The organism is Dyella terrae, assembly GCF_022394535.1.
Classification (GTDB): domain Bacteria; phylum Pseudomonadota; class Gammaproteobacteria; order Xanthomonadales; family Rhodanobacteraceae; genus Dyella.
Map to the genome: position 1 here is coordinate 4,802,524 of NZ_CP089414.1, position 26,080 is coordinate 4,828,603.

General features: G+C 64.6%; 22 protein-coding genes and 1 tRNA gene. 10 read left to right on the top strand and 13 right to left on the bottom strand.

Annotated features, from left to right (window positions below):
• Nucleotides 1-82 precede the first annotated feature (82 nt).
• Both DYST_RS21200 and DYST_RS21205 read right to left on the bottom strand, forming a co-directional pair.
• Nucleotides 83-1,729, bottom strand: a complete 1,647-nt coding sequence (locus DYST_RS21200; RefSeq protein ID WP_239948178.1) for an acyl-CoA dehydrogenase family protein — start codon at nucleotides 1,727-1,729, stop codon at nucleotides 83-85.
• 98 nt (nucleotides 1,730-1,827) lie between these two features.
• Nucleotides 1,828-2,832, bottom strand: coding sequence for an aldo/keto reductase (locus DYST_RS21205; RefSeq protein WP_239948199.1), 1,005 nt, complete (start codon nucleotides 2,830-2,832; stop codon nucleotides 1,828-1,830).
• A gap of 133 nt (nucleotides 2,833-2,965) precedes the next feature.
• Here DYST_RS21205 and DYST_RS21210 point away from each other — a divergent pair, with 133 nt between their 5' ends.
• Nucleotides 2,966-3,871 carry a LysR family transcriptional regulator gene (locus DYST_RS21210; protein WP_239952171.1) on the top strand — a complete coding sequence of 302 codons (906 nt, stop codon included), beginning with the start codon at nucleotides 2,966-2,968 and terminating at the stop codon, nucleotides 3,869-3,871.
• On the opposite strand, the gene DYST_RS21215 is transcribed toward DYST_RS21210, so the two are convergent.
• A complete protein-coding gene (locus tag DYST_RS21215; protein WP_239948201.1) occupies nucleotides 3,872-4,633 on the bottom strand; it encodes a class I SAM-dependent methyltransferase in 762 nt (253 codons plus the stop codon). It abuts the gene before it with no gap.
• A gap of 8 nt (nucleotides 4,634-4,641) precedes the next feature.
• A complete protein-coding gene (locus tag DYST_RS21220) occupies nucleotides 4,642-5,637 on the bottom strand; it encodes a transporter (RefSeq protein ID WP_239948203.1) in 996 nt (331 codons plus the stop codon).
• A 100-nt stretch (nucleotides 5,638-5,737) separates the two neighbouring features.
• Between DYST_RS21220 and DYST_RS21225 the strand changes: the two genes are divergently transcribed.
• Complete coding sequence (locus tag DYST_RS21225; RefSeq protein WP_239948205.1) at nucleotides 5,738-7,213, top strand: PLP-dependent aminotransferase family protein; 1,476 nt, start codon at nucleotides 5,738-5,740, stop codon at nucleotides 7,211-7,213.
• A 48-nt stretch (nucleotides 7,214-7,261) separates the two neighbouring features.
• Here DYST_RS21225 and DYST_RS21230 read toward each other — a convergent pair whose 3' ends face one another.
• The 3 genes from DYST_RS21230 to wrbA all read right to left on the bottom strand — a co-directional run bounded on the left by DYST_RS21230 (nucleotide 7,262) and on the right by wrbA (nucleotide 10,860).
• Nucleotides 7,262-9,760, bottom strand: a complete 2,499-nt coding sequence (locus tag DYST_RS21230; RefSeq protein ID WP_239948207.1) for a S9 family peptidase — start codon at nucleotides 9,758-9,760, stop codon at nucleotides 7,262-7,264.
• 144 nt (nucleotides 9,761-9,904) lie between these two features.
• The gene (locus tag DYST_RS21235; RefSeq protein WP_239948214.1) at nucleotides 9,905-10,261 is read right to left on the bottom strand and encodes a DUF2069 domain-containing protein; all 357 of its coding nucleotides are present in this window, start codon (nucleotides 10,259-10,261) and stop codon (nucleotides 9,905-9,907) included.
• Nucleotides 10,258-10,860 (bottom strand): NAD(P)H:quinone oxidoreductase, encoded by a 603-nt coding sequence (gene wrbA, locus DYST_RS21240; RefSeq protein ID WP_102304011.1) that lies wholly within the window; start codon nucleotides 10,858-10,860, stop codon nucleotides 10,258-10,260. Before wrbA ends, DYST_RS21235 begins: the two co-directional genes overlap by 4 nt.
• Before the next feature lie 131 nt (nucleotides 10,861-10,991).
• Here wrbA and DYST_RS21245 point away from each other — a divergent pair, with 131 nt between their 5' ends.
• From DYST_RS21245 to DYST_RS21255, 3 genes are read left to right on the top strand one after another with little or no spacing between them, the layout of a single operon-like run.
• Nucleotides 10,992-12,266, top strand: a complete 1,275-nt coding sequence (locus tag DYST_RS21245; RefSeq protein ID WP_239952172.1) for a YihY family inner membrane protein — start codon at nucleotides 10,992-10,994, stop codon at nucleotides 12,264-12,266.
• Entirely contained in the window at nucleotides 12,263-12,742 is a 480-nt protein-coding gene (locus DYST_RS21250) for a TlpA family protein disulfide reductase (protein WP_239948216.1), read from the top strand. The genes DYST_RS21245 and DYST_RS21250 overlap by 4 nt, the downstream gene beginning before the upstream one ends.
• 2 nt (nucleotides 12,743-12,744) lie before the next feature.
• Entirely contained in the window at nucleotides 12,745-13,011 is a 267-nt protein-coding gene (locus DYST_RS21255) for an acylphosphatase (RefSeq protein ID WP_239948218.1), read from the top strand.
• A 1-nt stretch (nucleotide 13,012) separates the two neighbouring features.
• Here DYST_RS21255 and DYST_RS21260 read toward each other — a convergent pair whose 3' ends face one another.
• Nucleotides 13,013-15,847 carry an EAL domain-containing protein gene (locus tag DYST_RS21260; protein WP_239948219.1) on the bottom strand — a complete coding sequence of 945 codons (2,835 nt, stop codon included), beginning with the start codon at nucleotides 15,845-15,847 and terminating at the stop codon, nucleotides 13,013-13,015.
• A 214-nt stretch (nucleotides 15,848-16,061) separates the two neighbouring features.
• Between DYST_RS21260 and DYST_RS21265 the strand changes: the two genes are divergently transcribed.
• On the top strand, nucleotides 16,062-16,562 hold the full coding sequence (locus DYST_RS21265; RefSeq protein ID WP_239948221.1) for a VOC family protein: 501 nt from the start codon (nucleotides 16,062-16,064) through the stop codon (nucleotides 16,560-16,562).
• Between the two features lie 9 nt (nucleotides 16,563-16,571).
• Here the strand turns inward: DYST_RS21265 and ppk2 are convergent, their stop codons facing one another.
• From ppk2 to hemA, 5 genes are all read right to left on the bottom strand, one after another.
• The gene (gene ppk2, locus DYST_RS21270; RefSeq protein WP_239948223.1) at nucleotides 16,572-17,366 is read right to left on the bottom strand and encodes a polyphosphate kinase 2; all 795 of its coding nucleotides are present in this window, start codon (nucleotides 17,364-17,366) and stop codon (nucleotides 16,572-16,574) included.
• A 15-nt stretch (nucleotides 17,367-17,381) separates the two neighbouring features.
• The gene (locus DYST_RS21275; RefSeq protein ID WP_239948225.1) at nucleotides 17,382-17,972 is read right to left on the bottom strand and encodes a hypothetical protein; all 591 of its coding nucleotides are present in this window, start codon (nucleotides 17,970-17,972) and stop codon (nucleotides 17,382-17,384) included.
• Nucleotides 17,938-19,488, bottom strand: a complete 1,551-nt coding sequence (locus DYST_RS21280) for a tetratricopeptide repeat protein (RefSeq protein WP_239948227.1) — start codon at nucleotides 19,486-19,488, stop codon at nucleotides 17,938-17,940. The genes DYST_RS21275 and DYST_RS21280 overlap by 35 nt, the downstream gene beginning before the upstream one ends.
• A gap of 68 nt (nucleotides 19,489-19,556) precedes the next feature.
• Entirely contained in the window at nucleotides 19,557-20,636 is a 1,080-nt protein-coding gene (gene prfA / locus DYST_RS21285) for a peptide chain release factor 1 (protein ID WP_239948228.1), read from the bottom strand.
• Nucleotides 20,637-20,704: 68 nt separating this feature from the next.
• On the bottom strand, nucleotides 20,705-21,979 hold the full coding sequence (hemA, locus tag DYST_RS21290; protein WP_239948230.1) for a glutamyl-tRNA reductase: 1,275 nt from the start codon (nucleotides 21,977-21,979) through the stop codon (nucleotides 20,705-20,707).
• A 107-nt stretch (nucleotides 21,980-22,086) separates the two neighbouring features.
• Between hemA and DYST_RS21295 the strand changes: the two genes are divergently transcribed.
• The 4 genes from DYST_RS21295 (at nucleotide 22,087) to DYST_RS21310 (ending at nucleotide 26,067) form a co-directional block, all read left to right on the top strand.
• On the top strand, nucleotides 22,087-23,826 hold the full coding sequence (locus DYST_RS21295) for a tetratricopeptide repeat protein (protein ID WP_239948232.1): 1,740 nt from the start codon (nucleotides 22,087-22,089) through the stop codon (nucleotides 23,824-23,826).
• The gene (lolB, locus tag DYST_RS21300; protein WP_102303867.1) at nucleotides 23,823-24,452 is read left to right on the top strand and encodes a lipoprotein insertase outer membrane protein LolB; all 630 of its coding nucleotides are present in this window, start codon (nucleotides 23,823-23,825) and stop codon (nucleotides 24,450-24,452) included. Before DYST_RS21295 ends, lolB begins: the two co-directional genes overlap by 4 nt.
• 126 nt (nucleotides 24,453-24,578) lie before the next feature.
• The gene (gene ispE, locus DYST_RS21305; RefSeq protein WP_239948234.1) at nucleotides 24,579-25,973 is read left to right on the top strand and encodes a 4-(cytidine 5'-diphospho)-2-C-methyl-D-erythritol kinase; all 1,395 of its coding nucleotides are present in this window, start codon (nucleotides 24,579-24,581) and stop codon (nucleotides 25,971-25,973) included.
• A 17-nt stretch (nucleotides 25,974-25,990) separates the two neighbouring features.
• Nucleotides 25,991-26,067: transfer RNA gene (locus DYST_RS21310), tRNA-Gln, on the top strand.
• Nucleotides 26,068-26,080 lie beyond the last annotated feature (13 nt).

Genomic DNA, 26,080 nt, shown 5'->3' on the forward strand with positions numbered 1-26,080 from the left:
CGACGTTCGTAACGCAAGAGCCAAAGGCACTGGATTCCCGCTTTCGCGGGAATGACGGTGAGGAGAGGCCCCTATCGAGGATTCAATGCGGCCCCAGCAGCAGCGCCGTATCGGTGGCATCGGCGGCCGACAGGCGCGATAGGCCGTGCGACACGAAGCGTCGCAGCGCCGCACCAGTGCGGGCATGGCCGTGCGGCGCCGACCAGGTGTCGTGCCGCGCCAGAAGGGCTGCGGCCGTGGTGCGGGCGAGGGTGAGAGCCAGCCCTCGGGCACCGGCCTCCATGGTATCGCGCTGACCGGCGTGGGCCTGCAGAAAGGCGACAGCATCGTGCAGCGCACGATGGATGGCCTGACGTGCCTGCGCATCGATACTGTCGGCCAGCCAGCCCTCGATGGCGATGCACAGGGCGCCGATGTTGTCGCCGGCCAGTGCGCGCAGGCTGTCGAGCGAGAGCACATTGGTCGTGCCTTCCCAGATCGCATAGACCTGCGCATCGCGCAGCAACTGGGGCAGGCCGGTGTCCTCGATGTAGCCGGCGCCACCGAAACATTCCAGCGCCTCTGAGCACAGCTTCACGGCCATCTTGCCGGTCCACAGCTTCGCCAGCGGCGTCAGCAGGCGAAGCAAGGCGGCTTCGTGCGGTTGTGCGGCGCCGTGCTCCACGCGCCCGAGCAGGTGCGCCACTTCGAAGGTGAGGGCGAAGGCACCTTCGAACTCCGCCTGCATGTCGGCCAGCGTCTGCGCGTGCAGCGGCTGGTCGATCAGGCGCTTGCCAAAGGCCTGGCGGCGGCTGGCGTAGTCGCGCGCCAGCGACAGCGCGCGCGCCATGCTGGCGGTGGCGCCGACGGCGTTCCACGTGCGCGTGACGTTGAGCATCGGCGCGACTTGGCGCACGCCGTTCGACAGCTCGCCGAGCGGCCACGCCGGCAAGCCGTCCAGATGGATTTCCGCCGTGGGCAGTTCGTGCGTGCCGAGCTTGTCCTTCAGCCGGTCGATGATCAGCTCAGGCTTGCGGTGCTCGCCATCCATCGTCTCTACGTAGAACAGCGCCAGCGCGCTGGGGCCGGGCCCAGCGCCCTCCGGGCGCGCAAGCCCGAGCGCCATTTCGCCGACCACGGCCGAGCTGAACCACTTGCGGCCGTAGAGGCGCCACTGGCCGGAGGCGTCCAGTCGCGCAACGGTTTCCGTGTTGCCGACATCCGAGCCGCCAGCGTTCTCTGTCATCCATTGGCCGCTCAGCCAGAACGTGGACGCATCGCGACTCAGCAGGTGTGGCAGCGCGCGTTCGATCAGCGCTTTATTGCCTGATGCTTTGAGCGCCGTCGCGGCGCCGTCCGTCATGGCGAGCGGACAGCTGTAGAACTCGCTGGCCACGTGATAGAGATAAACGCGTGCGAATTCTTCCAGTCGCGCGTGCTCGTGCACCTCATGGCCGGCCGCGAGCACGGCGTGTTGCGTGGTGATGTGCGGGCCTTCCAGCCATGCGTCGGTGAGTTCGATGCGATCGACGCGGTTGCCCCATGCATCCCATTGCGTGAGCACAGGCTTACGGCGCGCGCTTCGGCTCGCGCGCAGCCATTCCATGACGGCGTAGTCGCCCAAGGCCCGCAGATCAGGCTCGATGGTGGCGAGTCGCGCCGGCGGCAGCGCGCGGCGAAGCATGGCGCGCAGCAGGGGATCTTCACGATACGGATGAGCGAGCTGCGGCGGATCTTGCAGAAATCCCATGATCGGCTCTCGACGGATCGGTGTCGTCGAGTATAGGCCGTGCATGTGGCACGCGTGTCATGGCCGCATCGACGGTAATCGATGCGGCCATGGGGCCATCAATGGGCGTGCGTGCGCTCGCTGTCCAGGTGCGCCATCTGTGCGGCCGCGTAGCGCGCGCCAGCGGCGGCGTTCTTCGGCACGGCAGCTTCGATGGTGGCGAGGTCATCGGCCGTCAGCGTTACGTCGAGCGAACCCAGCGCTTCATGCAGGCGGTCGCGGCGGCGTGCGCCAACTAGCGGCACGATGTCCTTGCCCTGGGCCGCGACCCAGGCGATGGCGAGCTGGGCGACGGACACGTTCTTCTCTGCGGCGATCTGGCGTAGTGCTTCGACCAGCGTGAGGTTGTGATCGATGTTGTCGCCCTGGAAGCGCGGGCTGTGCGTGCGGAAATCACCGGCGCCCGTTTTGCTCTTGTCCCAGTGGCCGCTGATCAGCCCGCGCGACAGCACGCCGTATGCGGTGATGCCTATGCCCAGTTCGCGGCAGGTCTGCAGGATGCTGTCCTCGATGCCGCGCGAGATCAGCGAGTACTCGATCTGCAGGTCGGCGATGGGATGCACGGCTGCCGCGCGTCGGATGGTTTCCGAACCCACTTCGGACAAGCCGATGTGCCGCACGTAACCGGCTTTCACCAGATCGGCGATTGCGCCGATGGTGTCTTCGATCGGGACATTGGGGTCGAGGCGGGCAGGGCGATAGACGTCGATGTATTCCACGCCGAGGCGTTGCAGCGTGTACGAGAGGAAGTTCTTCACTGCGGCGGGACGGGCGTCGTAGCCCACCCAGTCGCCGGCCGGGCCGCGCAGCGCGCCGAACTTCACACTGATGAGCGTCTTGTCGCGCGGCACCTGTTTCAGCGCCTCGCCGATGAGCATCTCGTTGTGGCCCATGCCGTAGAAGTCACCGGTGTCGAGCAGGTCGATGCCAGCATCGAGCGCGGCATGGATGGTGGCGATGCTTTCGGCGCGATCCGACGGGCCATACATGCCTGACATGCCCATGCAGCCGAGGCCGAGAGCGGAAACGCGGGGGCCGGTGGCGCCAAGCTGACGGTATTGCATGGTGCGATTCTCCGAAGATGGTAGGGATCGGTATGGCGCGCAGTATGGCGCCAGGACCGGTGTACGATAATCCGGCCCTATCATTACAGCCTGTGCCGGAATCAGCACAATGGAAGAGTCTGGCCTCTCCGATATCGAAGCGTTCCTGGCGGTGGCGCGTGCCCGTGGTTTTCGCGGCGCTGCGTTGCAGGGGAGTGTTTCGGCTTCCGCACTGAGTGCGGCCTTGCGGCGGCTCGAAGCGCGCCTGGGTGTACGCCTGCTCAACCGCACCACGCGCAGCGTCACGCCGACGGAGGCCGGCCAGCGGCTGCTCGATCGGCTTGCACCGCTGGTCGGTGAGATAGGCAGTGCGTTGGACAGCATCAATGCTTACCGCGACAGCCCGACAGGCACGTTGCGCCTCAACGTGCCTTCCATCATGGCGCGCGACATCCTTCCTTCCATCGCGGCGCGTTTTCTCTTGGCGCATCCGGGCATCACGCTGGATGTGGTCACCGATGATGCCTTTGTCGACATGCTCGCGGCGGGCTGCGATGCCGGCATCCGTTACGAAGAGCGCGTGGAGCGGGACATGATCGCCATGCCCATCGGGCCGCGCGTGCAGCGTTTTGTGGCAGCCGCATCGCCCGCGTACCTCGAGCGCCGCGGACGTCCCGAGCGGCCGCAGGATCTGGTGAATCACGCGTGCATCCGGCATCGCTTCCCCAGTGGCGGTGTTGCGGTGTGGGAGTTCGAACGCAGGGGCAAAACGGTGCGCATCCGACCGGATGGTCCGCTGCTGGCCTCCACCGTCGAGATGGAATTGGAGGCCGCCGTGGCGGGCCTCGGCATCATCCATACCTTCGAGGAATTCCTGCAGCCGGCACTGGCGACCGGTGCGCTGGTGCCGGTGCTGGAAGACTGGTGCCAAAGCTTCAGTGGACCGCTGCTCTACTACCCAAGCCGAACCCGTATGCCGGCGCCGCTGCGCGCCTTCGTCGATTTCATTAAGGACGAAGGCGCGCAGCGAGGGGACGGTGAAGTGCGCCGGACAAAGTGATCAGGGTTTGTGGAACTTGTAGATGAAGCGATCGGTGTGTCCCTTGAGGGATGCGTCGAAAATCGGCTTGGTATGGTCGTCGGCAGGATTGAGCAGTGCGTCGCTTTCGCCGTCGAACTGAAAGCCTGCGGCGGTGAGTTCGCTCTTTACCGCCGCGGGGTCGATGCGATGCAGGTCATCCGTTTTCGAAATGCCCGTGCCTGCTGCCGCAGCATGGTCGAGCACGATCAGCGTACCGCCGGGCTTGAGTGCATCGAACAACTGCTTGTCGAGCGTCGCCATGTCCGGCTTGCCCATAAAGGGATCGTGCAAGTCGTGGTAGTTCTGCGAGGTCCAGATGACGTCCACCGGTTCAGGCAGTTTCAGTGCACTGTCCGGCTCGACGAGCACGGTGACGTTGGGATACGCCTCTGTTCCCGCAAAACTGCGCACGCTTTCCAATCCTTTTGGCGCCTTCCTGTCCATCTCCGAGGGCTGTAACGCATAGACCTTGCCCTTGGGGCCGACCATGCGACTGAACAGGCGTGTGTAATAGCCCTTGCCCGGCATCAGATCGACCACGACGTCGCCAGGTTTGATGCCGGTGAAGCCAAGCACGGCAGCGGGATGGCGCTGGTCATCGAGTGCGCGATCGTCGGCGGGACGGTTCTTGTCGGCAATGGCGAGCCCGACGAAGCTGGGTAGTGGGTGCGTGGGCGGGGCGGCCGTCGCGGCGGTGACGGCAAGCAGGCTGGAGAGCGCAAGCAGGCAAACGCGTTTCATAGCATTCCTCAGTGCACGTAGTTGAGGGCAATGGCTGGTGTGATGGACGAAGACGTGCGATTGCCCGAGGGAATGACGCGCACGCCCAGCAGCAGGCCGATGTTTGGCGTCCAACTGTATTCCACGGCGGGCGCGAAGCCGATGTAACGATTCGACTTGGCGCCTGGAGTCACATCCGGCGGGAACGGATCGCTGTTCGCATATTCTTGCCCGTTCACTCGCGTGCTGTTGTTGTGGTTGTAGAGCAGGTCCAGCGCCAGTACCCAGCGGCGCGTGAGGCTGTATTCCAGTGATGCGTCAGCGGAAACGTTGTCACCCGGGCGAGCGTTGCCGCGAAAGTTTGCGTCGGTTCCGTAGACGCTTACGCCTTGCACGTCTGTGTTCGATGAAAACGACGCCGACACGTTGAAGCGGATACGCAGGATGCGACCGTTCGGCATCCACAGGTAAGTCTGCGTGTTGAGGCCGATGGTCGTTGTGTAGACGCCGCTACCCAGGCCATTGGCGGGTCGATTGCCAAGGCGATCGTATGCGCCGGTCGGGAAGGTTTCCTGGATCTGGATGGCGACGGTTGGCAGCCAGCTGCCTTCGTGAAATTGCCGCAGGCGATATTGCGCCTGCACGGTGATGTCGCCCACTTGCACGCCGCTGCTGTTCGAGGCGTTGCTGACACGGTTGTAGCCGAACACCGGAATCACACCCATGGTGAAGCGATCGGCGACGCCGTAGTTGAGGTAGGTGCGTGAGCCGAAGCTGTCGGAACCACGGCTGGCGACGTCGTAGAGGTAGGGCTCGGCGAGCAAGTGGCCCGGCGGCAGCGTCTCGGCCGAGTTGGCCATCATGGGGCCGGTCCACCAGGCGTTGTCGCGGGTCTGCGGCAGTTCGGCCGAGGATTCGTCCTGGGCGTACGCTCGTTGGCAAGCACCCGGCAGGCACAGCAGCAGTGCCAGCCACAGCACGAAAAGGCGTGGTTCGATCAGCGGTGTGGGTAGGTGTCGCTTCATGGTTGCGGGCTCGATCGGACGAGCGCAAGCTAAGCCCGCAAGTGGTTGGCGGAAATAGCCACTTTGAAGCAATTTCATATATCCACTTCGGAGCCGCGCCATGCAGCGCATTCCCGCCGGATTTCTGCCGCCCGTTGCCATGGATGTGGGCAGCGACATGCCCATGTACCAACAGCTGTCGGAGTGGTTTCGCCGATCCATCAGCAGTGGCCAATTGCGTCCGGGGCAGCGCGTGCCGTCCACGCGTAGCCTCGCGCATGAACTGGGCATCTCCCGCATTCCGGTTCTGGGCGCGTACGAGCAATTGCAGTCCGAAGGGTTCCTGGAAACCTTCACCGGTGCGGGCACGTGCGTGGCGCGGGCGATCCCTGCCGACATGACGATGGAGCGGGCTAAGCGAGCGAGCTTTCTGTCGGCGTCGCCGCCGGGCGGTTCCCGTCGCACATCCCGGCGAGCGGTGCTGATGCGGTCGCCCGAGGCGACATGGTTGGCCAACATGGGGGCGTTTCGCGTGGGTCTTCCGGCGCTGGATGCCTTCCCCTTTGCGCTGTGGTCCAAGTTGGTCAGTCGCCACGCGCGGCATCTGTCGATGGAGGCGATGGGCTATGGCGATCCCATGGGACATCTGCCGCTGCGCGAAGCCATTGCCGAATATCTGGGCGCCGCGCGCGCCGTGCGCTGCGATGCCTCGCAGGTCTTGATCACCACGGGTGCGCAGCAAGCGCTGCAGATCTGCGCGCACGTGCTGCTCGATCCGGGCGAGCGTGTGTGGATGGAAGACCCAGGGTATCCAGGTGCACATCAGGCCTTGCGCACGGCTGGCGCGGAACTCGTGCCGGTGCCGGTGGACGCGGAGGGCATCGACGTGGCACATGGCGCACGTGTCGGTGCGGATGCGCGCGCGGTGTACATCTCGCCGTCGCATCAGTTTCCGCTAGGTATGGCGATGAGCGCGTCGCGGCGCATGCAACTGTTGCGCTGGGCGGCCAGCAACGATGCGTGGATTATCGAGGACGACTACGACAGCGAGTACCGCTTCGGCAGCCGCCCGTTGTCGTCGTTACAGGGCACCGATACGCATGCACGGGTGATTTACATCGGCACCTTCAGCAAGGTGATGTTTCCCGCGCTGCGGCTCGGCTACATCGTGGTGCCGCCTGACCTGGTGCCCGACTTCCATGCCGGGCGCGACGCGATCGATACGTTCTCGTCGATGCTGTATCAGTCGGCCATGACGGAGTTCATCCGCGAGGGCCATTTCGCGCGCCATATCCGCAGCATGCGCACTTTGTACATGGAACGTCGCGTGGCGGTGCATGACGCCATTCGCCGATACCTTGGCGACCGGTTGGAAGTGATCGGCACCGAAGCAGGCATGCAACTGGCGGGGTTACTGCCGCCGGGCGTGGACGACGTGGCGGTGTCGCGCAGGGCGGCCAGCATGGGTGTGTCAGTGCGACCGCTGACACCGTGTTACATCGTGCCGCCGGAACGTGGCGGGTTGATCCTTGGTTATGGCGGCGCGAGCTTGGCGGACATCGATGATGGCGTGCGCAAGCTCAGCCTGTGTCTGTGAGTGCGGGCGCTGGGCGTCGCAGGCGACGCCCAGCATCATCGTGCAGACTCAGGGCGCAGCCTTGTCCTTCGTTGCCGACTCGGTCTTCGGCGTCGCGTTCTTTACGTAGCGGTCGAACCAGGTGAGCATTTCGTACACCTCTTGTTCGTTCGACTCCATCGCGGTGTACCAGTGCGGCTCATGCGGCAGCATCACCAATCGCGTGGTGCCGCCCAGGCCGCGAATGGCCTGGAACAGCTTCTGCGACTGAATCGGCTCGGTGCCCGGGTTGGCGTCGTCCATGCCGTGCATGATGAGCAGAGGCGTCTTGATTTTGTCGGCCTGGAAGAAGGTGGAAGCCTTCTCGTACACGGTCGGTGCCTGCCAGAGTGATCGGCGTTCGCTCTGAAAGCCGAAGGGCGTCAGCGTCTTGTTGTAGGCGCCGCTGGTGGCTGCTCCGGCGCGGAACAGGTCGGTATACGCCAGCAGGTTGGCCGTCATCAGTGCACCATGGCTGTGGCCGGTGACGCCGACGCGATTGCGGTCAACCACACCGAGCTCAACGGCTTTGTCCACCGCCGCCTGCGCGTCCATCACCAACTGCTCCACATACGTGTCGTAGGCCGTGCGCGGATCACCCACGATGGGGAATGACGCGTTGTCGATCACCGCGTAGCCCGACAACAGCAGCAGGCGATATCCACGCAGCACGTCGAATTTCTGCTGGGAGCCGCTGATCTGGCCGGCCTGGCTGGGATCGGCAAAGTCCTGGGGATAGGCGTACAAGATGGCCGGCAGACGTGTGCCTTCCTTGTAGCCCGGCGGCGTGTACAGCGTGAAGGAGAGCTCCACGCCGTCCTTGCGCTTGTAGGTCACCAGCCGCTTGCCGATACCGCGCACTTGCGGTGTCGGATCGGGGATGTGCGTGATGGCTTCCGCATGAGAGGCGAACGCTGCCTCGCCTGCCTGCGGGTTGCCCGTCGAAGCCCCCAGCGTGTACATGAACAGATTGGGCGGCTCGGTCGGCGACTGCCGAGCGGTGATAAAGCGCTCGCCGCCGGTGAGCACGGTCAGCGGACGCTCGTAAGTGTCCGTGCCGCTGCGGAACAGGCGCTCGGTCTGCCCGCTGGACAGGTTGTAACGATCGAGGAAGGGGCGATCTCCCTTGGGCGTGCCGCCAGGACCGGAGAGGTACACCGCGTCGCCATCCTGACGCACCACGTTCGCGCCGTTGGGCAAGGTCTGGCCCAGCAACGTACCGGGATTCTTGTAGATCTCGTTGGCGGAGTAATCCCAGATAGTGCGTGCCGGCGTGGATGGATGGGCCACATCGATACGGCTGACGTGGATCCACTGGCGGTTAGCGTCTTGCTCGTACACGAATGGCTCGTCGCCCTGGGCCAGCCAGCGCATACCGCTGAAGCGCTGGTCGGTACGGGCCACTTCCTGTGGCTTGCCACTGAAGGGCGCGCTCCACATCAGCACCTTGTCACGCTTGGGTACGTTGACCTTCCAGTCGCCCTGATCGAGCGCTTCGGGCCAGATCAGCGTGGCTGGTGCGTTCGCACGCCATTCGAATTCACGCGGACCAACAGGCACGCCGCGTACCGGCACGCGGTCGGCCACGGGCAACGAGGCAATGGACGAGGATTGCCCGGTTTGCACGTCGAGCACCGTGACATCGCGTGCAAAGCGCTCATAGGTGGTGACGTAGGAGTACGGCCGTTTCAATGTCTCGACCAGTACGTGCTCGCCATCGGGGGCACCCGCGACACCGGCGATCACGCCCGGCTTTCCGACCGGACGCACCTTGCCGCTGGCGGCGTCGACGACAGCGAGCTGGGCCATCGCGTAGTAATCGAACAGCGCTTCGTCGTCCGTGCTGGAGAGTGTGTCGCGCGCCTCGTAGGTGCTGCTCTCACCCTTGCCCTCGATCGATTGCTTGATCTCTGGCCCCGCATCTGCACCCGCCTTGGGTGCTGGCCCGAGGTTGGCTGGCACCTGTTTCACCAGCAACGAGTCGCTGTCGTGCAGCCACTGCACGCTGTCGTCCATCATCGGATTGAGCGAAACACCGTCCACACGACGGGTCTGGCCATTGAGCGCGTCGCCTAGCCACAGTTCAGTGCCCTGGTCGGTGGTGTTGGTGAAGGCGAAACGATGCCCATCGGGCGACCACAGCGGCGCGCCGGGGCACGCGTTGGCTGGCAGTGCCACCGGCGTCTGTTGGTGGCTGGCCACGTCTTCCAGCGTGAAATTCTTCAGGCAGGCGCGTATGCCGTAACCGCTCGAGGCGTCATGCCGACTATGGTTGCGTGGTTCGATGCGAAGGCCGGCGAGCTTCACGTAAGGCTCGGCGACGCGGTCGATCGAGGGATACTGCGATTGCTCGACCAGCAGCATGCGTTCGCGCGTGGGGTCGAGCATGGGAATCGCCGGCAAAGGCGCGTGCATCACGCCAAGCAGCGGCTCGGGCGGCTTGTCATAGCGAGCCAGTGTGATGGAAGGGAGCAGGGCCAGCAGGCCGGCAACCAGGGGCAACCTCTTGCCGAGGGCGGCAGTACGCATCGAACGGTCTCCTTGTGTGAGAGCCTGTTCCATGTCTCCCCGGCCCAGGCTCTTTGCCGCCTGACCTTACCGTCCCGCCCTGTTCTGGCATCCCTGCTGAAAGTCACGCTTCCGAAAAAACTTTCGGTGGCGGGTGGCTCGCTTTCAGGTGCGTGACGCCATGCGCTTGCGGCGCACGCCCAATCCGAGCGTGCCGATGAGCGTCAGTGTGAGAAGGATCTCGATCCACGCCAGCCAGCGCTCACCCGGTGCGCTCCAGGCTTCGCTTACGCCGTGGCAGAAGTAGAACAGGCTGAGAATGCCCACCCACAGCAGTGCGCGTCGCACGTCGCGGATCGCGAGCAGCGGCAACAGCAGCGGCACCACGGTGATGCCGAGAAGCAGCGCCGTCGACATGATCTGCGAGGGAAACAACCAGCCATGCCACAGCAGCTGTAGCACGGTGAGCGCGGCCCACGCCACCAGCCCCACGCGATAGTTGGTGGCGACGGGAGCCGTCATGCGCTGGTGCCCAGCCGTTTTGCGACGTCCGCGAGGCGGCGTCCCAGCGCACGGGCCAGTTCGCGTTCGTGCTCGCTGATGGCGTTGTCGCCCTTGGCGCCTGCGACATGGCTGGCGCCATAAGGCGTGCCGCCGCTTTGCGTGGCGGTAAGCGCAGGTTCGGTGTAGGGCAAGCCCACCAGCAGCATGCCGTGATGGAGCAAGGGCAGGGCCATGGTGAGCAGGGTGGATTCCTGGCCGCCATGCATGGTGCTGGTGGCGGTGAATACGGCGGCAGGCTTGCCGGCGAGTACACCGCTGGCCCATTCCGCGCCGGTGGAATCGAGGAAGTACTTGAGCGGCGCGGCCATGTTGCCGAATCGGGTCGGACTGCCCATGGCCAGCCCAGCGCATTCGGCGAGATCCTCGCGCGTCACGTATGGCGCGCCTTCCTCCGGTTCGGGCGGTTGCGCAAGCTCGGTGACGGGTGCCACGGGCGGCACCTGGCGAAGGCGGGCGCGCATGCCTGGGACTTCCTCCACGCCGCGCGCGATCAGTCGTGCGAGCTGGGCGGTGTGGCCGGTGCGGCTGTAATAGAGGACCAGGATGTCGTGGCTCATGGTTTGGGTATAGGTGTCTGATCGGCTAGTGTAGCGGGCGATCAAGCCCGAGTTGCCGCCATGTTCACGCATCCAGTATGCGGTGCGGCGTCACCATAGGGCGTTTGACGTGGAAAGGAGTCACCATGGCCATGGCCTTGCGTTTCGATCGCGACCGCTTTCACAGCTTCCGCCGGTTTGTCTGGCAGCGGTTCATCGATGACAAGTGCTTCGAGACGGCTGGCGCGTTGTCCTACACCACGCTGGTATCGCTGGTGCCGCTCATCGTGGCCTCGCTGGCGATTTTTGCGGCGTTTCCGGCCTTTGCCGATGCACGCGGCATGCTGATCGATTTCGTGTTCAAGAGCTTTGTGCCAGCGGCCGGCGTGCGCGTGCAGGAGTATCTGGACGGCTTCGCCGACAATGCGAGCAAGCTCACCGGCATCAGCGTGCTGGTGATGTTCTTCAGCGCGCTATCGATGATGGTGAGCATTGAGGACCGCATGAATCGCATCTGGCGCGTGCAGCGCCAGCGCGGTTGGATCTCGCGCCTGTTGCTGTACTGGGCAGCGCTTACGTTGGGGCCGGTGCTGGTTGTGGGTGGCATCGCGCTGGCCTCGTTTGCGACCGCGCTGCCGTTGCTCAACGATGCCGCGAGCACGCTCAACCTGAAAGAGCGGCTGGTGGGCGTGCTGCCGTTCGTCGTGACCTTTCTCACCCTCATGCTGATTTACATGGTGGTGCCCAATCGCCGGGTGTATTGGCGCAATGCCGCCATCGGTGCGTTCATGGGGGCGATCCTGTTTGAAATTGCACGCTGGGGATTCGCGCGCTTCATCCATCACGCGCACACCTACCAGCAGATCTACGGCGCCATCGCGGCGCTGCCGATCTTCCTGTTGTGGATCTACATGTCCTGGGTGATCGTGATTCTCTGCGCGTCGGTGGCGGCATCCCTCTCCGCTTTCGATTACCTGCCGCCGGCCGATTACCTGCCGGAAGATGCCTCACTGCTCGGCCTGCTCGTGGTGCTGGGGCACTTCATCAACGCCCAGCGAGAAGGGGGCAAGGTCACGCCGGACAGCGTGCGCGCGGAAGAGCCGCGGTTGCATCGCGCGGCGATCGTCGACTACTTCGGCGATCTTCAACGCGCCGAGCTGATCCAGGGCGAAGTAGGCAGCGGCTGGATGCTGGCGCGCAGCCTCGACAGCACCGACCTGATGCGCGTATACGCCCATTGCTCTTACCGAGTGCCGTTGCATCCAGCGGAGGAGGCGCGCGTGCACGACCTGCGCCTGCCGACAGCGTTGCTGTCGCTGCTCGATGAAGCCGCAAAATCACTCTGCCACAATCTTCACAAGACGCTGGACGTTGCCTATCCGCTGGGCACGCTGGCATCGATACTGTCCAAGGAAACAACGCAATGAAGTTGCTGAAGCCGCTGGCTGCCCTGGGTTTTGCGCTCGCTTTTGCCGGCGCGGCGCACGCCGCTATGCCCGAGCAGCCGTCGATCAAGCTGACCACGCTCGACGGAAAGCCGTACGACCTGGCGTCGCAGCGTGGCAAGTGGGTGATCGTCAATTACTGGGCCACGTGGTGCGTGCCATGCATCAAGGAGATGCCGGACATCTCGACGTTCGTCACTGCGCACAAGGACAAGGTGAGCGCCATCGGCCTGGCCTACGACGACAGCGATGTCGCCGACATCAAGGCCTTCCTGGTCAAACACCCGGTGAGCTATCCCGTGGCGCAGGTGACACTCGACAAACCCCTGAAGGATTTCGATGAACCCCGTGGTCTGCCGACGACTTGGCTGATTAGCCCAGACGGTAAGGTCGCCAAGCGTTTCGTCGGCACCGTCAATGAGACCTCGCTGGGCGAGGCCATCGGCTTGGGTAAGTAACCATGGCGGCCGCCCGTTTCTTCGTCAGCGGCAGGGTGCAGGGCGTGTTCTATCGCGCCAGCGCCCGTGAGCAGGCGTTGATGCTCGGTCTGTCCGGTTACGCGAAAAACCTGCCCGATGGCCGCGTCGAGGTGCTGGCCGTCGGCACACCATCGTCCATCGATGCGTTGGAGCGCTGGTTGTGGAAAGGCCCGTCGGTAGCTCGCGTCGATCAGGTGCTGCGCGAGGACTGCGATGCGCCCGAGGTCGACGGCTTCCGCACTCGCTGAGTTATTCCGTGCTCGATGGCGCCGGCTCGCGGACTGGGGTGGAAGCCTCATGTTCCTGAAGGAACGGATGCGGAATCGACAGGACAAAGCCTTGCGCGAAGTCGATACCCAGCCGATGTACCGCTGCCAGCAGTTCCGGCGTGCCCACGCATTCGGCGATGGTGCGCTTGCCGGTGACGTGGCCGATGTTGTTGATCGCCTCGACCATGGCGAAATCGATGGGATCGTCGATCATGTCCGTGACGAAGCTGCCTTCGATCTTCACGAAGTCGACGGGCAGATGCTTCAGATACGTGAAGGACGACATGCCGGCGCCAAAGTCGTCCAGCGAAAAGCTGCAGCCCAATGCACGCATGTCGTGGATAAAGGCGGTCGCGCGCGAAAGACTGGAAATGGCCGCGGTCTCGGTGATCTCGAAGCAGATCGACGAGGGTGCGATGGCAAACTCGGCGAACTGCTGGCGCAGGAACACGGCCAGGCCATCCTCGCTGAGTGAGGTGCCGGACAGGTTGATCGTGCACAGAGACGGCACGTTGGCTGCGTTACGGTCAAGCGCATTGCGCAGCGCGGAAAACGCCGATTGCACTACCCAGCGATCGATCGACGGCATGAGGCCGTAGCGCTCGGCCGCTGGGATGAAGGCGCGCGGTGGCACTATCTGGCCATCCTCGCCCACCATCCGCACCAGCAGCTCCACATGATGATGTTGCATCGGTTGGCGCAGGTCGACGATGTCTTGTGCATATATGCGCAACCGGTTGTTCGCGAGCGCCGCCTGGATACGGCTTACCCAACACATCTCGGTTTGACGCACGAGGACTTCGTCGTCGTCGAGGTGGTAGGTCTGTACGCGATTGCGGCCTTTTTCCTTGGCCAGGTGGCAGGCGGCATCCGCCGCGCCGAGGATGTCCTCGCGGGCGAGCCGCTGATCCGTGTTCAGGCTGACCAGCCCAATGCTGGCGCTGGTGGCGAAGCCGCGCTCGCCGAACGCGAAGTGCAGATCACCAATGGCGGCACGCAGATCTTCCGCGACGGTCAAGGCGTCGTCCTGCGCACAGTCCTCCAGCAACACCACAAATTCGTCGCCACCCAGGCGCGCCACCGCATCCGTGGCTCGCACCCGGCGCAGAAACAGGGCACTGATCTGGCGGAGAAGTTCATCGCCCGCCGCATGGCTGCAGGTGTCGTTGACGACCTTGAACTGATCCAGATCGAGATAGAGCACGGTGAATGGGCGGGCATTGTTCTCGGCCGAGGTCATGGCGCGGGCGAGCCGTCGCTCGAACTCGCGGCGGTTGATCAAGCCAGTGAGCACGTCGTGGCTGGCCTGATAGCTCAACTGCGCGGCGTGTTCGCGATCGCTGCTGACGTCGCGCATGACCAGCACCACGCCATCCATGTTGCCGGCGCGGTCGCGGATGGGCGTAGCGGTCAGGTCGATGGCCGTCGAAGGTCCTTCGGAGGACGCCAGCACCAGCTTGTCGTCGTGGTTCCAGTCCGCATGTCCCGCTAGTACCTGCATGACCGGATCGTCGATGGACCGGCCACTGCTCTCGGCTACGAACTGGCAGACGGCGCTGACCGGCAGGCCACGCGCCCGTTCTGTAGTCCAGTGAGTGAGGCGTTCCGCGCTGGGATTGAGATAGTCGATGCGTCCTCGCGCGTCGGTCGTGATCACGGCGTCGCCAATGGATTGCAGCGTAACCTCGGCGCGCTCCTTGGCCGCGAATAGCATGGCGTCGGCCCGGCGCCGTTCGGTGATCTCGGTGACGGAACCGGCCATGCGCCGGGATGTGCCAGCTGCATCGCGGGAAGATGCGCCGCGCGCATGGAACCAGCGCGCGTTGCCGTTCTGGTGGGGGATGCGGAACTCTACGTCCAACGGCGCATCGCGCCACACATGCGCGGTCACTGCGCGCATCACTTGGCGTCGGTCCTGCGGGTGTAAGCATAGAAAGACCGAGGTGTCAGCGCCGTTGCTCGCGAGCCCCAGCATCTGCCGCAGGCGGGGTGAAAGATAAACATGTCCGGTCATGCGGTCCCAGTCCCACAGGCCGTCGTTACTGCCGGCCACGGCAAGCTGGAAGCGGTCTTCGCTGGCGCGGAGCTCGTTAACGGCTCGGGCGCGGTCGTCGAGCAGGCGGCGTGCGCGCTGGGCGGCGATCAACACCATGGTTGCGGCGACCAGGCAGAACCACGCGCGCAGCAGGTTCGCGGTTTCGCGCGAGGCGTTGCCGAGCGCATCGGAGAAAGCGTACTCCAGCGGCGTCAGGCGTTCGTCGATGGTGCGTAAGTGCAGGCTCGTCGCATCGATCCATGTCGGGGTGTGGTCGCCCTGGTGGATGCGCGCGTGCACATCGGCACCCAGTGCAACCAGTTCGTCGATGGAGTGGTCGGCCTCGACCCATACCGCGACGGCGTTGCGGATGCTGCCGACGTTGTGGAAGTAGCGATACAGGCGCGCCATGCCGGGGATGTCCGCCTTATCGATGCCGCCACGACGGAATCCGGCGGTGACGATCGCCATGTCGGGATGGACGCGGTCGAGCTCGACGCGCGCGCGGTGATCACCCAGCGGCACGGCGATGGCATCGAGGAATTGCTGGTAATCGGACTCCTTGCTGCTCATCACGTAGTGCTGCAGGCTGGAGACGGCGATCTTTTGCGCTTTCGACCACCGGCTTTCGCCACCCACAAAGGCACGTGCCGCCGAGAGGATGTCCAGGCTGGCGGCGCACAGCCCGATCATCACCACCACGACCAGCACGAACGGCACCACGATCTCGGCTGCTCGTTCCCTTTTGACCAGCTCGGCCCCCCGGCCTTGCACTGGCATAAACGCACCCCCGCGCGTACCTGGAATTCAGGCCATCGTCTTATCGGCCTATTCCGCTGGAGCTTGAACATGACGGGGCCGGCTGCCCAGTTGTTCACATGGCATAGACCTTTGCCGCATGCATGGGGGAGTAAACGCCGTGTCGAATCCGGCGGCGGAACTTCGTCGTCAGAACAAGGGGGCTGTGCCCCATCACACGAAGGAGGCATGACGCATGAGCACGCGATTCCAGCGCATCACCCCGTTTCTCTGGTTTGATCATCAGGCCGAGGAAGCCGCGCAGTTCTATGTGTCGATCTTCCCGAACTCGCGGATTCTTGCGACGACGCATTACACCGCGTCGAGTGCCAACGCATCTGGGCGGCTCGAAGGGTCGGTGATGACGGTTGATTTCGAACTCGATGGCCAGTCGATGACGGCGTTGAACGGCGGCCCGGTGTTTCGGTTTAGCGAGGCGGTGTCGCTGGTGGTGCATTGCCGCTCGCAGGACGAGATCAACCACTACTGGGAGCGCCTGCTGGAAGGCGCTGCGGATGAGAATGGTCAGTGCGGCTGGCTCAAGGATCGCTTCGGCCTGTCGTGGCAGGTCGTGCCGGACGCGATGATCCAGTGGCTCACCAGCGGCGATGCGGCCAGCGTGGAGCGTGTCCACGCGGCCATCATGCGCATGAAGAAGCTGGACCTGGACGAGCTGAAGCGGGCAGCGGCAGGTTGATCGTTACGCTCAGTCGTCCATGGTGTCAGGCACCCATTCTGCCTTGCGGGTGACGTGCTCTGTTCGAGCTTTGACCTTGAGCTTGGGCAGCTTGGGCTCGGGGATGCTTTCGTCGTGACGCGGCACTTGTTCGAGCAGGTGTCGGATCAGATTCACGCGTCCGCGCTTCTGGTCGTTGTAGTCGACTACGAACCATGGCGCGCTGGGGCGATGCGTGCGTTCGATCATCAGGTCGCGCAGGTGCCCGATCTCTTCGTACTTGTCGCGTGAGGCGAGGTCGGTGGGAGAGAGCTTCCAGCGTTTGAGCGGATCCTTCGCTCGGTCTTCGAAACGGTCTTCCTGTTCTTCCTGGTCCACGGCAAGCCAATACTTGAGCAGGATGATGCCGTCGTCAGTCAGCAATTTCTCGAAGGCAGGCACGGCTGACATGAAAGCTTTGTACTGCACCTTGCTGCAGAAGCCCATGGCCGGCTCGATCACGGCGCGGTTGTACCAGCTGCGATCGAACAGCACGATCTCGCCAGCGTTCGGGAGATGCTCAACGTAACGTTGGAAGTACCACTGCGAGGATTCGGCTTCGCTGGGTTTGCCCAACGCCGCGATGCGGTAACCACGCGTGTCCATCGATTCGGTGATGGCTTTGATCGTGCCGCCTTTGCCAGCCGCATCGCGCCCTTCAAAGATCACCACCAGCCGGTGCCCGCTGCGTCGCAGCCAGCGATGCAGGCCGGCCAACTCCAACTGGAGTTCGGCCATGGCATGGCGGTAGGTCTTTTTCCGCTTGCTGGTGTTCTTCTTGCCCATGACGCGCCTCCTTGTTTACAGATCGACATCCGCCGGCCTGCGGCCGATGCGGTGGCGTGCGCTCATGGCCTGCACGGCCCGGCGGAAATCGGCGGCGAAACCCTGCATGTCGAACAGTGAGCTTTGCGTACGCTGCTGCGACAGGTGCTGGCGCAGCGTGCGCAAGGCTTCACGGTCGTCGCCCAATTGCGTCGCCATGGCAATGAACGCTTCCTCGTCCTCGCAGACTAGCTCCGGCAGACCGAGCTGCAGCAGCAGGCTGGTGGCGACACGCCCTGCGAACGTGCGGCCAGCGCAGGTGAGTACGGGGCAGCCTGCCCACAGCGCATCCGATGCCGTGGTGTGCGCGTTGTAGGGCAGGGTGTCGAGGAACAGGTCGGCATGGACGTAGCGCGACAGGTAGTCGGAGTGGGGCAGGCGAGGCAGGAACACCAGGCGCTCCGGTTCGATGCCTGCCGCACCTGCGGCGGCGCGCAGGCGGTCGTCGGTGCCGTCAGGTCCGCTCAGCAGCCACAGCACACTGTCGGGGACCTGCTGCAGGACGAACATCAGGCGCGCGAAAGCCGCCGGATTAATCTTGTAGCTGTTGTTGAAGCAGGCGAACACCGTGCCTTCTTCGGGCAGCCCGCATTCGGTTCGTGAGGGGGGGCGTTGCCACTGCGCGCGTGTTGTCGTTGGGCTGGTAACAGCGCGGCAGGCGCACCAGCTTCTCGCTCACCTGCGAACGCTGGTCGTCTGGAATGATCACCTTGTCGGCCAGCAGGTAATCCAGCCACGGCGCCCCCATGCTGCCCGGGAAGGCGAGCCAGTTGACCTGCACGGGAGCGGGACGCAGCGCGAAGAGCTCCGCGTTGTCGCGGCCGGAATAGCCGTTGAGGTCGAACAGGATCTCCACACCGGTCGCGTGGATACGCTGGGCCGCCTGGGTGTGGTTGAGTGCGGAGACGTCGTGCATGGTGCTCGCGGTGGCCAGCCGGGAGCGGATCGAGCCGCCGTCGTCGGGCGTGGTGGCGAACAGGTGTACATCGAGATCATTGTCGTTGGCGAGCGCCTCGAACATCGCCACCACCAGCAATCCGGTGGCGTGATCGTTGAAGCCATCTGCCACAAAACCGATGCGGATCGGGTCATCCGGGGCGGGTTTGGCCTGACTGAGGGCCAGCTGTTTGCGTAGCGGCGCCACACGTTGCTCGACAGCTGCGGCGTAGTCCTGTGCGCAACGCAACTGCAGCGCGGCGTCGACGTCCTCGGCGAGCATGATGAACGGGCTGATCGTGCCGGCCCCGGCGACGACGGCGTCTTGCACATGCTGGCTGAGCTCGTCCAGGTCGTGCCAATCGCACAGACGGCGGCGCAGGAACAGCAGCTGGCTCAGCACCCGGCCGTCGTTCGGATTCAGTCGCAGGGCGCGCTCATAGGCCGTCGCCGCGGTGGCGAGCTGCCCGTCGTGCTCCAGCGCTTGGCCCACGGCAAACGGATACTGCGGGTTTTGCGGCGACACGCGTTCGGCGAGTAGCCAGGATTCGGTAGCTTCGGCGCCTTTCCCTAGGCTCTGCAAGATGCGCCCGCGTAGCGCATAAGCGGCATCGAAGCGCGGGTGCAGTTGCAGGGCTTCGTCTGTGTGCAACTGGGCCTGGTCGACGTTGCCCAGCTCCAGCTCGGCTGCTGCCAGGTTTAGGCGCAGGCCGGGATGCGTGGGCGCGCCGTGCGTCGCCATCGCGTAGGACTCGCGCGCGTGTTGATAGCGGGCGGCGGCCATCAGGGCGTTGCCTAGCGTCAGCAGGATGGCAGGGTGGCCGGGCGACTGGCGCAGGGCGGCGCGCAGGTACTCGATAGCCCCATCGGCATCGCCACTCGCCAGCCGGGCGGCGCCGAGGTTGCATTGCACTTCGACGCTTTGCGGGGCCAGCCGGGCGGCGTGCTCCAGCACTTCCAGCGCATCGGCGGGGCGCTGCAGTTGCATCAGGGTGATGCCATGCAGGCGCGCCAGCTCGGCATCGTCGGGGTGGTGCCCGCGTGCCTCGATGGCGGCCCGTTCGGCGTCGTCGTATGCACCGCGCTCGATCGTTTCGACGATTTGCTGCGCAAGTACCTGGGAGGAGGGGGTAAAGAGGTCAGTCATCCCGCCAAACTAGCGCAGGGCGGCGTGGCTGCCAATCCGCCGGTGCCGTCCCGGGTGTCTGCGCGCACTCAGCCGGCGGTGAGGGCCTTCAGTTCGTCGGCCTGGTTTTCGCGGGTCAGGGTGTCGACCAGTTCGTCGAGATCGCCCTGCAGCACCTCGGGAAGGCGGTAGAGCGTCAGGTTCACGCGATGGTCGGTAATGCGTCCCTGCGGGAAGTTGTAGGTGCGGATGCGCTGGCTGCGATCGCCCGAGCCCACCTGCAGGCGACGCGACTCTGCCTGGACAGCGGCCTGCCTGCTGCGCTCGTCGTCCAGCAGTCGTGCCTTCAGGAGGCTCATGGCGCGGGCGCGGTTCTTGTGCTGGCTGCGCTCATCCTGGCACTCGACCACGATACCGCTGGGGAGATGGGTGATGCGGATGGCCGAATCGGTCTTGTTGACGTGCTGGCCGCCCGCGCCGGATGCACGGAACGTATCGGTCTTGATGTCCGAGGGATTGATCTCGATCTCGTCGATCTCATCCATCTCCGGCAGGATCGCCACCGTCGCCGCCGAGGTATGGATGCGGCCCTGCGATTCGGTTGCCGGGACGCGCTGCACGCGGTGCGTCCCGGATTCGAACTTCAACCGTGAGTACGCGCCTTTGCCTTCGATGCGCGCCACGATTTCCTTGTAACCGCCGTGTTCGCCGGCGTTCTCGCTCAACACTTCCACGTGCCAGCGACGGCGTTCGGCGTAGCGCGCATACATGCGGAACAGGTCGCCGGCGAAGATGGCGGCTTCGTCACCGCCGGTGCCGGCGCGCACTTCGAGGAACAGGTTGGCCTCGTCGCGCGGGTCCTTCGGCAGCAGCAGGATCTGTAGTTCGTCGTCGAGCTCGGCGAGGCGGTGCTCGAGACGACCGATGTCGTCCTGCGCCATGTCGCGCAGCTCGGGGTCGTCCAGCATGGCGCGTGTTTCGCCCAGTTGGCGTTCGGCCTGGTCGTGCTCGCGCAGCGAGTTCGTCACGGGTTCCAGTTGTGCGTATTCGCGCGACAACTCGCGGAAACGGTTGGTATCGGTGAGTACGTCGGGCTGCGCGAGTAGCAGTCCAATTTCTTCGTGGCGTTCGGCGAGGGATTCGAGCTTGCGGCGAATGGAAGGCGTCATGGCGAGTGTGCGAAGTGAGGGGAGGGAGAGGTTGCGCACCGGGCGCAAGGGGACGTCTCGTTCTCCCGCTACTCTTCGCTCACTTCCGGTTTCTCCGTGATGCCATACAGGCGACCCGCTGCGTGTAGCAGATCCATGTCGCCGCTCATCGCCGCTTCGCGCAGGCGCGCGCTCGGGTGATGCAGCAGCTTGTTGGTGAGGGTGTTGGCGAGGAAGGCCAGGGCCTCCTCCGGCGACTTGCCTCGCGCAAGCATGGCGCGGGCCTTATCCAGCACTTCGTCGCGATAGGCTTCCGCGTGCTGGCGCAGGTCCACCGCAGGGTTACGCAGCGAAAGCGCGCGGCGCCAGGCCATGTAACGCTCGACCTGCAGGTCGATGATGGCATCGGCCTCATGTGCCGCAGCCTCGCGGGAGCGGCGGTTGTCGTCGATCACCTGGCGCAGGTCGTCGATGCCGTAGAGAAACACGTCGTCCAGCTCGCCGATGGATGGCTCGATGTCGCGCGGCACGGCGATGTCCACCATGAACATCGGCTTGCGTCGGCGGGCGGAGACGGCTTTCTCGACCATGCTGCGCGTCACGATGGGCTGGCGCGCGGCGGTGGAGCTGATCACGATGTCCGCGTCGGCCAGATGCTGCGGCAAATCGTGGAGCGAAATGGCATAGCCGCCGTAGCGGCTGGCAAGCTCCTGCGCGTTCTCCAGCGTGCGGTTCGCCACGATCAATCGGCGCACCTGCTTGTCCATCAGATGCCGTGCGGCCAACTCGATGGTGTCGCCGGCGCCGATCAGCAGCACGCAAGCCTGGCGCAAATCCGCGAACACCTGCTCGGCCAGCCGTACGGCGGTAAAGGCGACGGATACCGTGTGTGCGCCGATGCGGGTGTCAGTGCGCACGCGCTTGGCCACGGCAAAGGTGTGCTGGAGTAAACGCTCCATCGGCGCGCGCAGTGCCTGGGCATCGCGCGCCTGCTGGTAGGCGTCCTTCACCTGGCCGAGGATCTGCGGTTCGCCCAGCACCATGGAGTCGAGGCCCGTCGCGACGCGGAACATGTGACGCACGGCCGCATCTTCGTCATGCCGGTAGAGGAACTCGTCCAGCTTGCCCGGAGTCAGTTGATGATGACGGCTGAGCCACGCCTGCGGAACGTCTTCGGCCCCTGCCGAGACACTCACATATAGTTCGGTACGGTTGCATGTGGAGAGGATCATGGCCTCTTCCACGCCGGGCTCGCGGGCGAGCGCCTGCAGGGCCAGTCCGGCGGACTCCGCATCGAATGCCACTTGTTCGCGCAAATTGACTGGCGCGGTGAGGTGGTTGAGCCCTAGGGCGATCAGCTTCATGGTTCGATTCGGAGCGAGAGGCATCCGGCGGCGTAAACTAGAAATGAGCAGCGACCGTTCTACAGTGTGGATACGGCCGTGTCACGGACGGATGAGCGGAGAATAGTGTGCTGAGCAGGTGGTCCAAGTTCAAGCAACTGCGGCATTTTGCGGCTGGCGGCATGGTGGCCCTGGTATTGGCCGGATGCGCCACCGTCTCGGGCACCGGGGGGCGCACGTTGCCCAACGACAAACAGCCGCTGGGCCGGCTGGTGGTGGCGGTTCCCGATCAGGATCACGACCTGATGGCCCAACTGCTTGCTGGCGAGATGGCGCTCACCCGCACCGATCTCAAGACGGCGTCCCAGGCCTACGGCCGCGCGGCACAGCTTTCCCCCGATCCGAAGGTGGCCGAGCAGGCCGCTGCCCTGGCCATTGCGATACGGGATACCGACGCCGCCCAGGCGGCGATCGCCCGGTGGCAGGCGCTGGGGGCCAAGCCGGCACCGCTCGCGCAAGCTCGTGCGCAATTGGCGCTCAGCCAAGGCAACACCGAGGAGGCGCGCCGCCAGCTCGAGATCCTCGTAGGCACCGGTGACCCGGATGCCTGGCGCCAGTTTGGCCGCGTGCTGGTCAGCAGCCGGGATGCCGCTCAGGCGACCCAGTTGCTGGAAGCCATCGCCACGCCGCAGCGCTTGCCCAACGATCCGCAGGCCTGGCTCGCCATGAGCGAACTGGGTGACAAGCTCGGCCGCCATGCGTATGCGTTGCAGATCGCGGACGCCGCTGCGAAGCGTTTCGGCACGGCGGAGACCTACGCTTGGCTGGGTCAGATGAAGTATCACGATGGCGACCGGGTTGGCGCCAAAGCCTTGTTCGACAAGGCCATGGCCAAGGATCCGAAGAACACGCAGATGCGCCTGGCCTATGCGACCTTGCTGGGGCAGGGCGGCGATTACACCACGGCCGCCAAACTGCTCGATAACGGCCCGCAAGACTCGGACACCTATGCCATGCGGGCTGCGCTGGCTGCCCGAGCCAAAGACACCAAAACGATCAGTCGCCTCTACAACCAGTTGCAACATTCGCCCGAAGACGTGCGCCAGAGCAGTGCCTACCTGCTCGGCCAGATGGCGGAGATGCTGGACAAGAAGGAAGAAGCCCTGAAGTGGTACGACCAGGTCGCCGACGATGACGACCACGCCTTCGACGCCGATCTGCGCAGCGCGATCTTGCTGCAGGATCTCGGCCGTAGTGCCGAGGCTCACGAACAACTGGCGCAGATGCAGACGGACTATCTCGACCAGCCCGCCATGCTCCGTCGCGCCTATGAAGTGGATGCCGAGCTCTACATGGACGAGCAGCAGTACGCCCAGGCTGAGCGCGCGTTCAGCCGTGCCCTGCAGGTGACGCCCGACGATCTGGCCCTGCTCTATGGGCGCGGTTTGGCTTATGCGGAAGCGGGCCAGACCGATCAGGCCGTCAACGATTTCCGTCACTTGCTTCAGCTTAAGCCCGACGACACCGATGCCTCCAATGCGCTGGGCTACACGCTGGCCGACGCCAATCGAGATCTCCCTGAGGCACAGCGGCTGATCGAACAGGCGCGCTCGGAACGCCCGGATGATCCGGCCATCCAAGATTCCTGGGGCTGGCTGCAGTACCGCCTGGGGCACTTGGATCAGGCTGAGAAGTCCCTTCGCGGTGCCTGGACGGCGCACAAGGATGCGGACGTCGGCGTGCACCTGGGCGAAGTGCTGTGGAAGCAAGGGCGCCAGGAAGACGCTCGCCGTGTGTTCGACGAAGTCCGTAAGATGGACCCGCAAAGCGTCAACCTCCACAACACCCTCAAGCGTCTCAATCCATGAAGCTTCCTATTCGTCTCCTCGCGGCAGCCTTGCCGCTGCTGTTAGCCGCCTGCGCCCATAAGGAAGCCGTCCGTCCGCAACCCAGGGCCGATTACTCGACATTGCTCAACGAGCAGCGCGCCCGCGAACACCTGCTGGTCAAGACCGATCATTGGGTGCTGCAGGGCAAGATCGGCGTGGTAGGTGAGGTCAACGGCAAGAAAGACGGCGGCAGCGGCACGCTCACGTGGACCCAGAACGGCACCAGTTACGACTTCGTCGTGCGTGGGCCGGTGGGTGCCAAGAGCTTCAAGCTCAGTGTGACGCCGGAATGGGCGGTGCTCGAAGGGCTGGATGGCGGTCCGCAGCGCAGCACGGATCCGGAGACGGTCGTGCAGAACGCGCTGGGCTGGCACGTCCCTCTGCGTGACTTGCGCGCTTGGGTGCTGGGCGTCCGCGCCGATAGCGGCCCCGCCGACATCACGTTCGGCGACGATGGGCTGCCGGCGACGCTGACGCAGGATGGCTGGACCATCTCGTACCCCGCCTGGGACACCACGCGGGAGCCGGCCGTGCCGACCAAGATCTTCGCCAGCAACCCGCCGTATTCGGTGCGCTTGTCGGTGGAGTCCTGGAATATCCAGTAAGTGGCCGCTTTTTAAGACGAGGGGCCCATTTCGCGGCAACGCCACTTCGAGCATCCGCCCTTGATCCTTTTTTGAGGCTCACCTCAATCCCCTCTCCGGAGGGGAGAGGAAGTTGAGAGCATTTCCATGACCTTCCACATCGAACGCGCCCGCCCCGATCAGGTCGACGCCCTGTGCGCCATTGAGCGCGCAGCGGTCGAACTGTTTCGTGGCCATCCCGCGTGGCGGTCCTATCGCGAGGTATCGGTACCGCCCGAAGTGATGCGTGAAGCCATCGCCCGCGGTCTCGTCTGGGTGGCTGTCATTGGCTCGGGCGAGCCTGTTGGTTTCGTCTGGCTGGATGCGGAGGAGGGCGGTGACGCCATCGGGGTGGCTGAGATGGACGTGCTGCCCTCGCATGGACAGCGCGGCATCGGCGCTGCCCTGCTCGAACACGCGTGTGGCTGGGCGCGCATGGCCGGCTATCACCGTGTCGATCTCGGTACCCTGGCCGACGTGCCGTGGAATGCCCCGTTCTATGCGAAGCATGGCTTCCAGGTCGTGGACAAGAATCGTCCGGAATTTGCCTTCGCCCGCGAGCGTGACCGCGAAAACGGCTTCCCGGACGACCTGCGCGTCTTTATGAGCCGGCCGTTGCCGCCGCCTGATCTCGCCGACTGGACCGTCTGGCCGGCGCCGGCCAAGGTGAACCTATTCCTGCGCATCGTCGGTCGCCGGCCGGACGGTTACCACGAGCTGCAGACGGTGTTCCGCCTGCTGGATTGGGGCGACGAGATCCGCCTGCGTATCCGGTATGGCGGGGAAATTCATCGTCTGACCGACGTTCCTGAGGTACCCGCCGAGAGCGACCTGGTGGTGCGGGCGGCCCGTCTACTGCAGCCCCACGCGCCGGCGGGCTCGGGCGCCGATATTGAGGTGGAGAAGCGCGTCCCTATGGGCGGCGGCTTGGGCGGCGGGAGCTCGGACGCCGCGACCGTGCTGGTGGCGTTGAATCGCCTCTGGGACGCCGGGCTGGACGAGGATGCCCTGGCTGAACTGGGGCGCCAACTGGGCGCGGATGTGCCGGTCTTTGTGCGCGGACGGTCGGCCTGGGCCGAGGGAATAGGTGAAAAACTCACGCCTTTAAGCCTGCCAGAGCGTTGGTACGTGGTGTTGGACCCCCACGAACACGTGCCGACCGGAGCACTTTTTCAAGCTTCTGAATTGACACGAAATGCCCCGCCCGCCACAATTTCATCCTTTGCTTCGGGCGAAACGGTCGAGAACGCGTTCGCGCCCGTGGTCCGCGCGCGACATCCGCGTGTGGCTGCGGCGCTGGACTGGCTCGACGGCTTCGGCCGGGCAAGGCTTTCCGGCAGCGGTGCGTGCGTTTTCCTGGAAACGGACTCCGTGGAACGTGCCGAAGCCATTGCGGAGCGGTGTCCCACCGGTTTCACGGCCCATGTGGCCAAGGGTGAGGATGTTTCTCCGTTGCATGTCGCCCTGGCGCGCTTTCGCGGCATCGACAGGAACGGCAAGTAAGTAAGACCAGTTATTACTGGGGCGTCGCCAAGCTGGTTAAGGCACAGGATTTTGATTCCTGCATGCGAAGGTTCGAATCCTTCCGCCCCAGCCATTTCCACATGGCT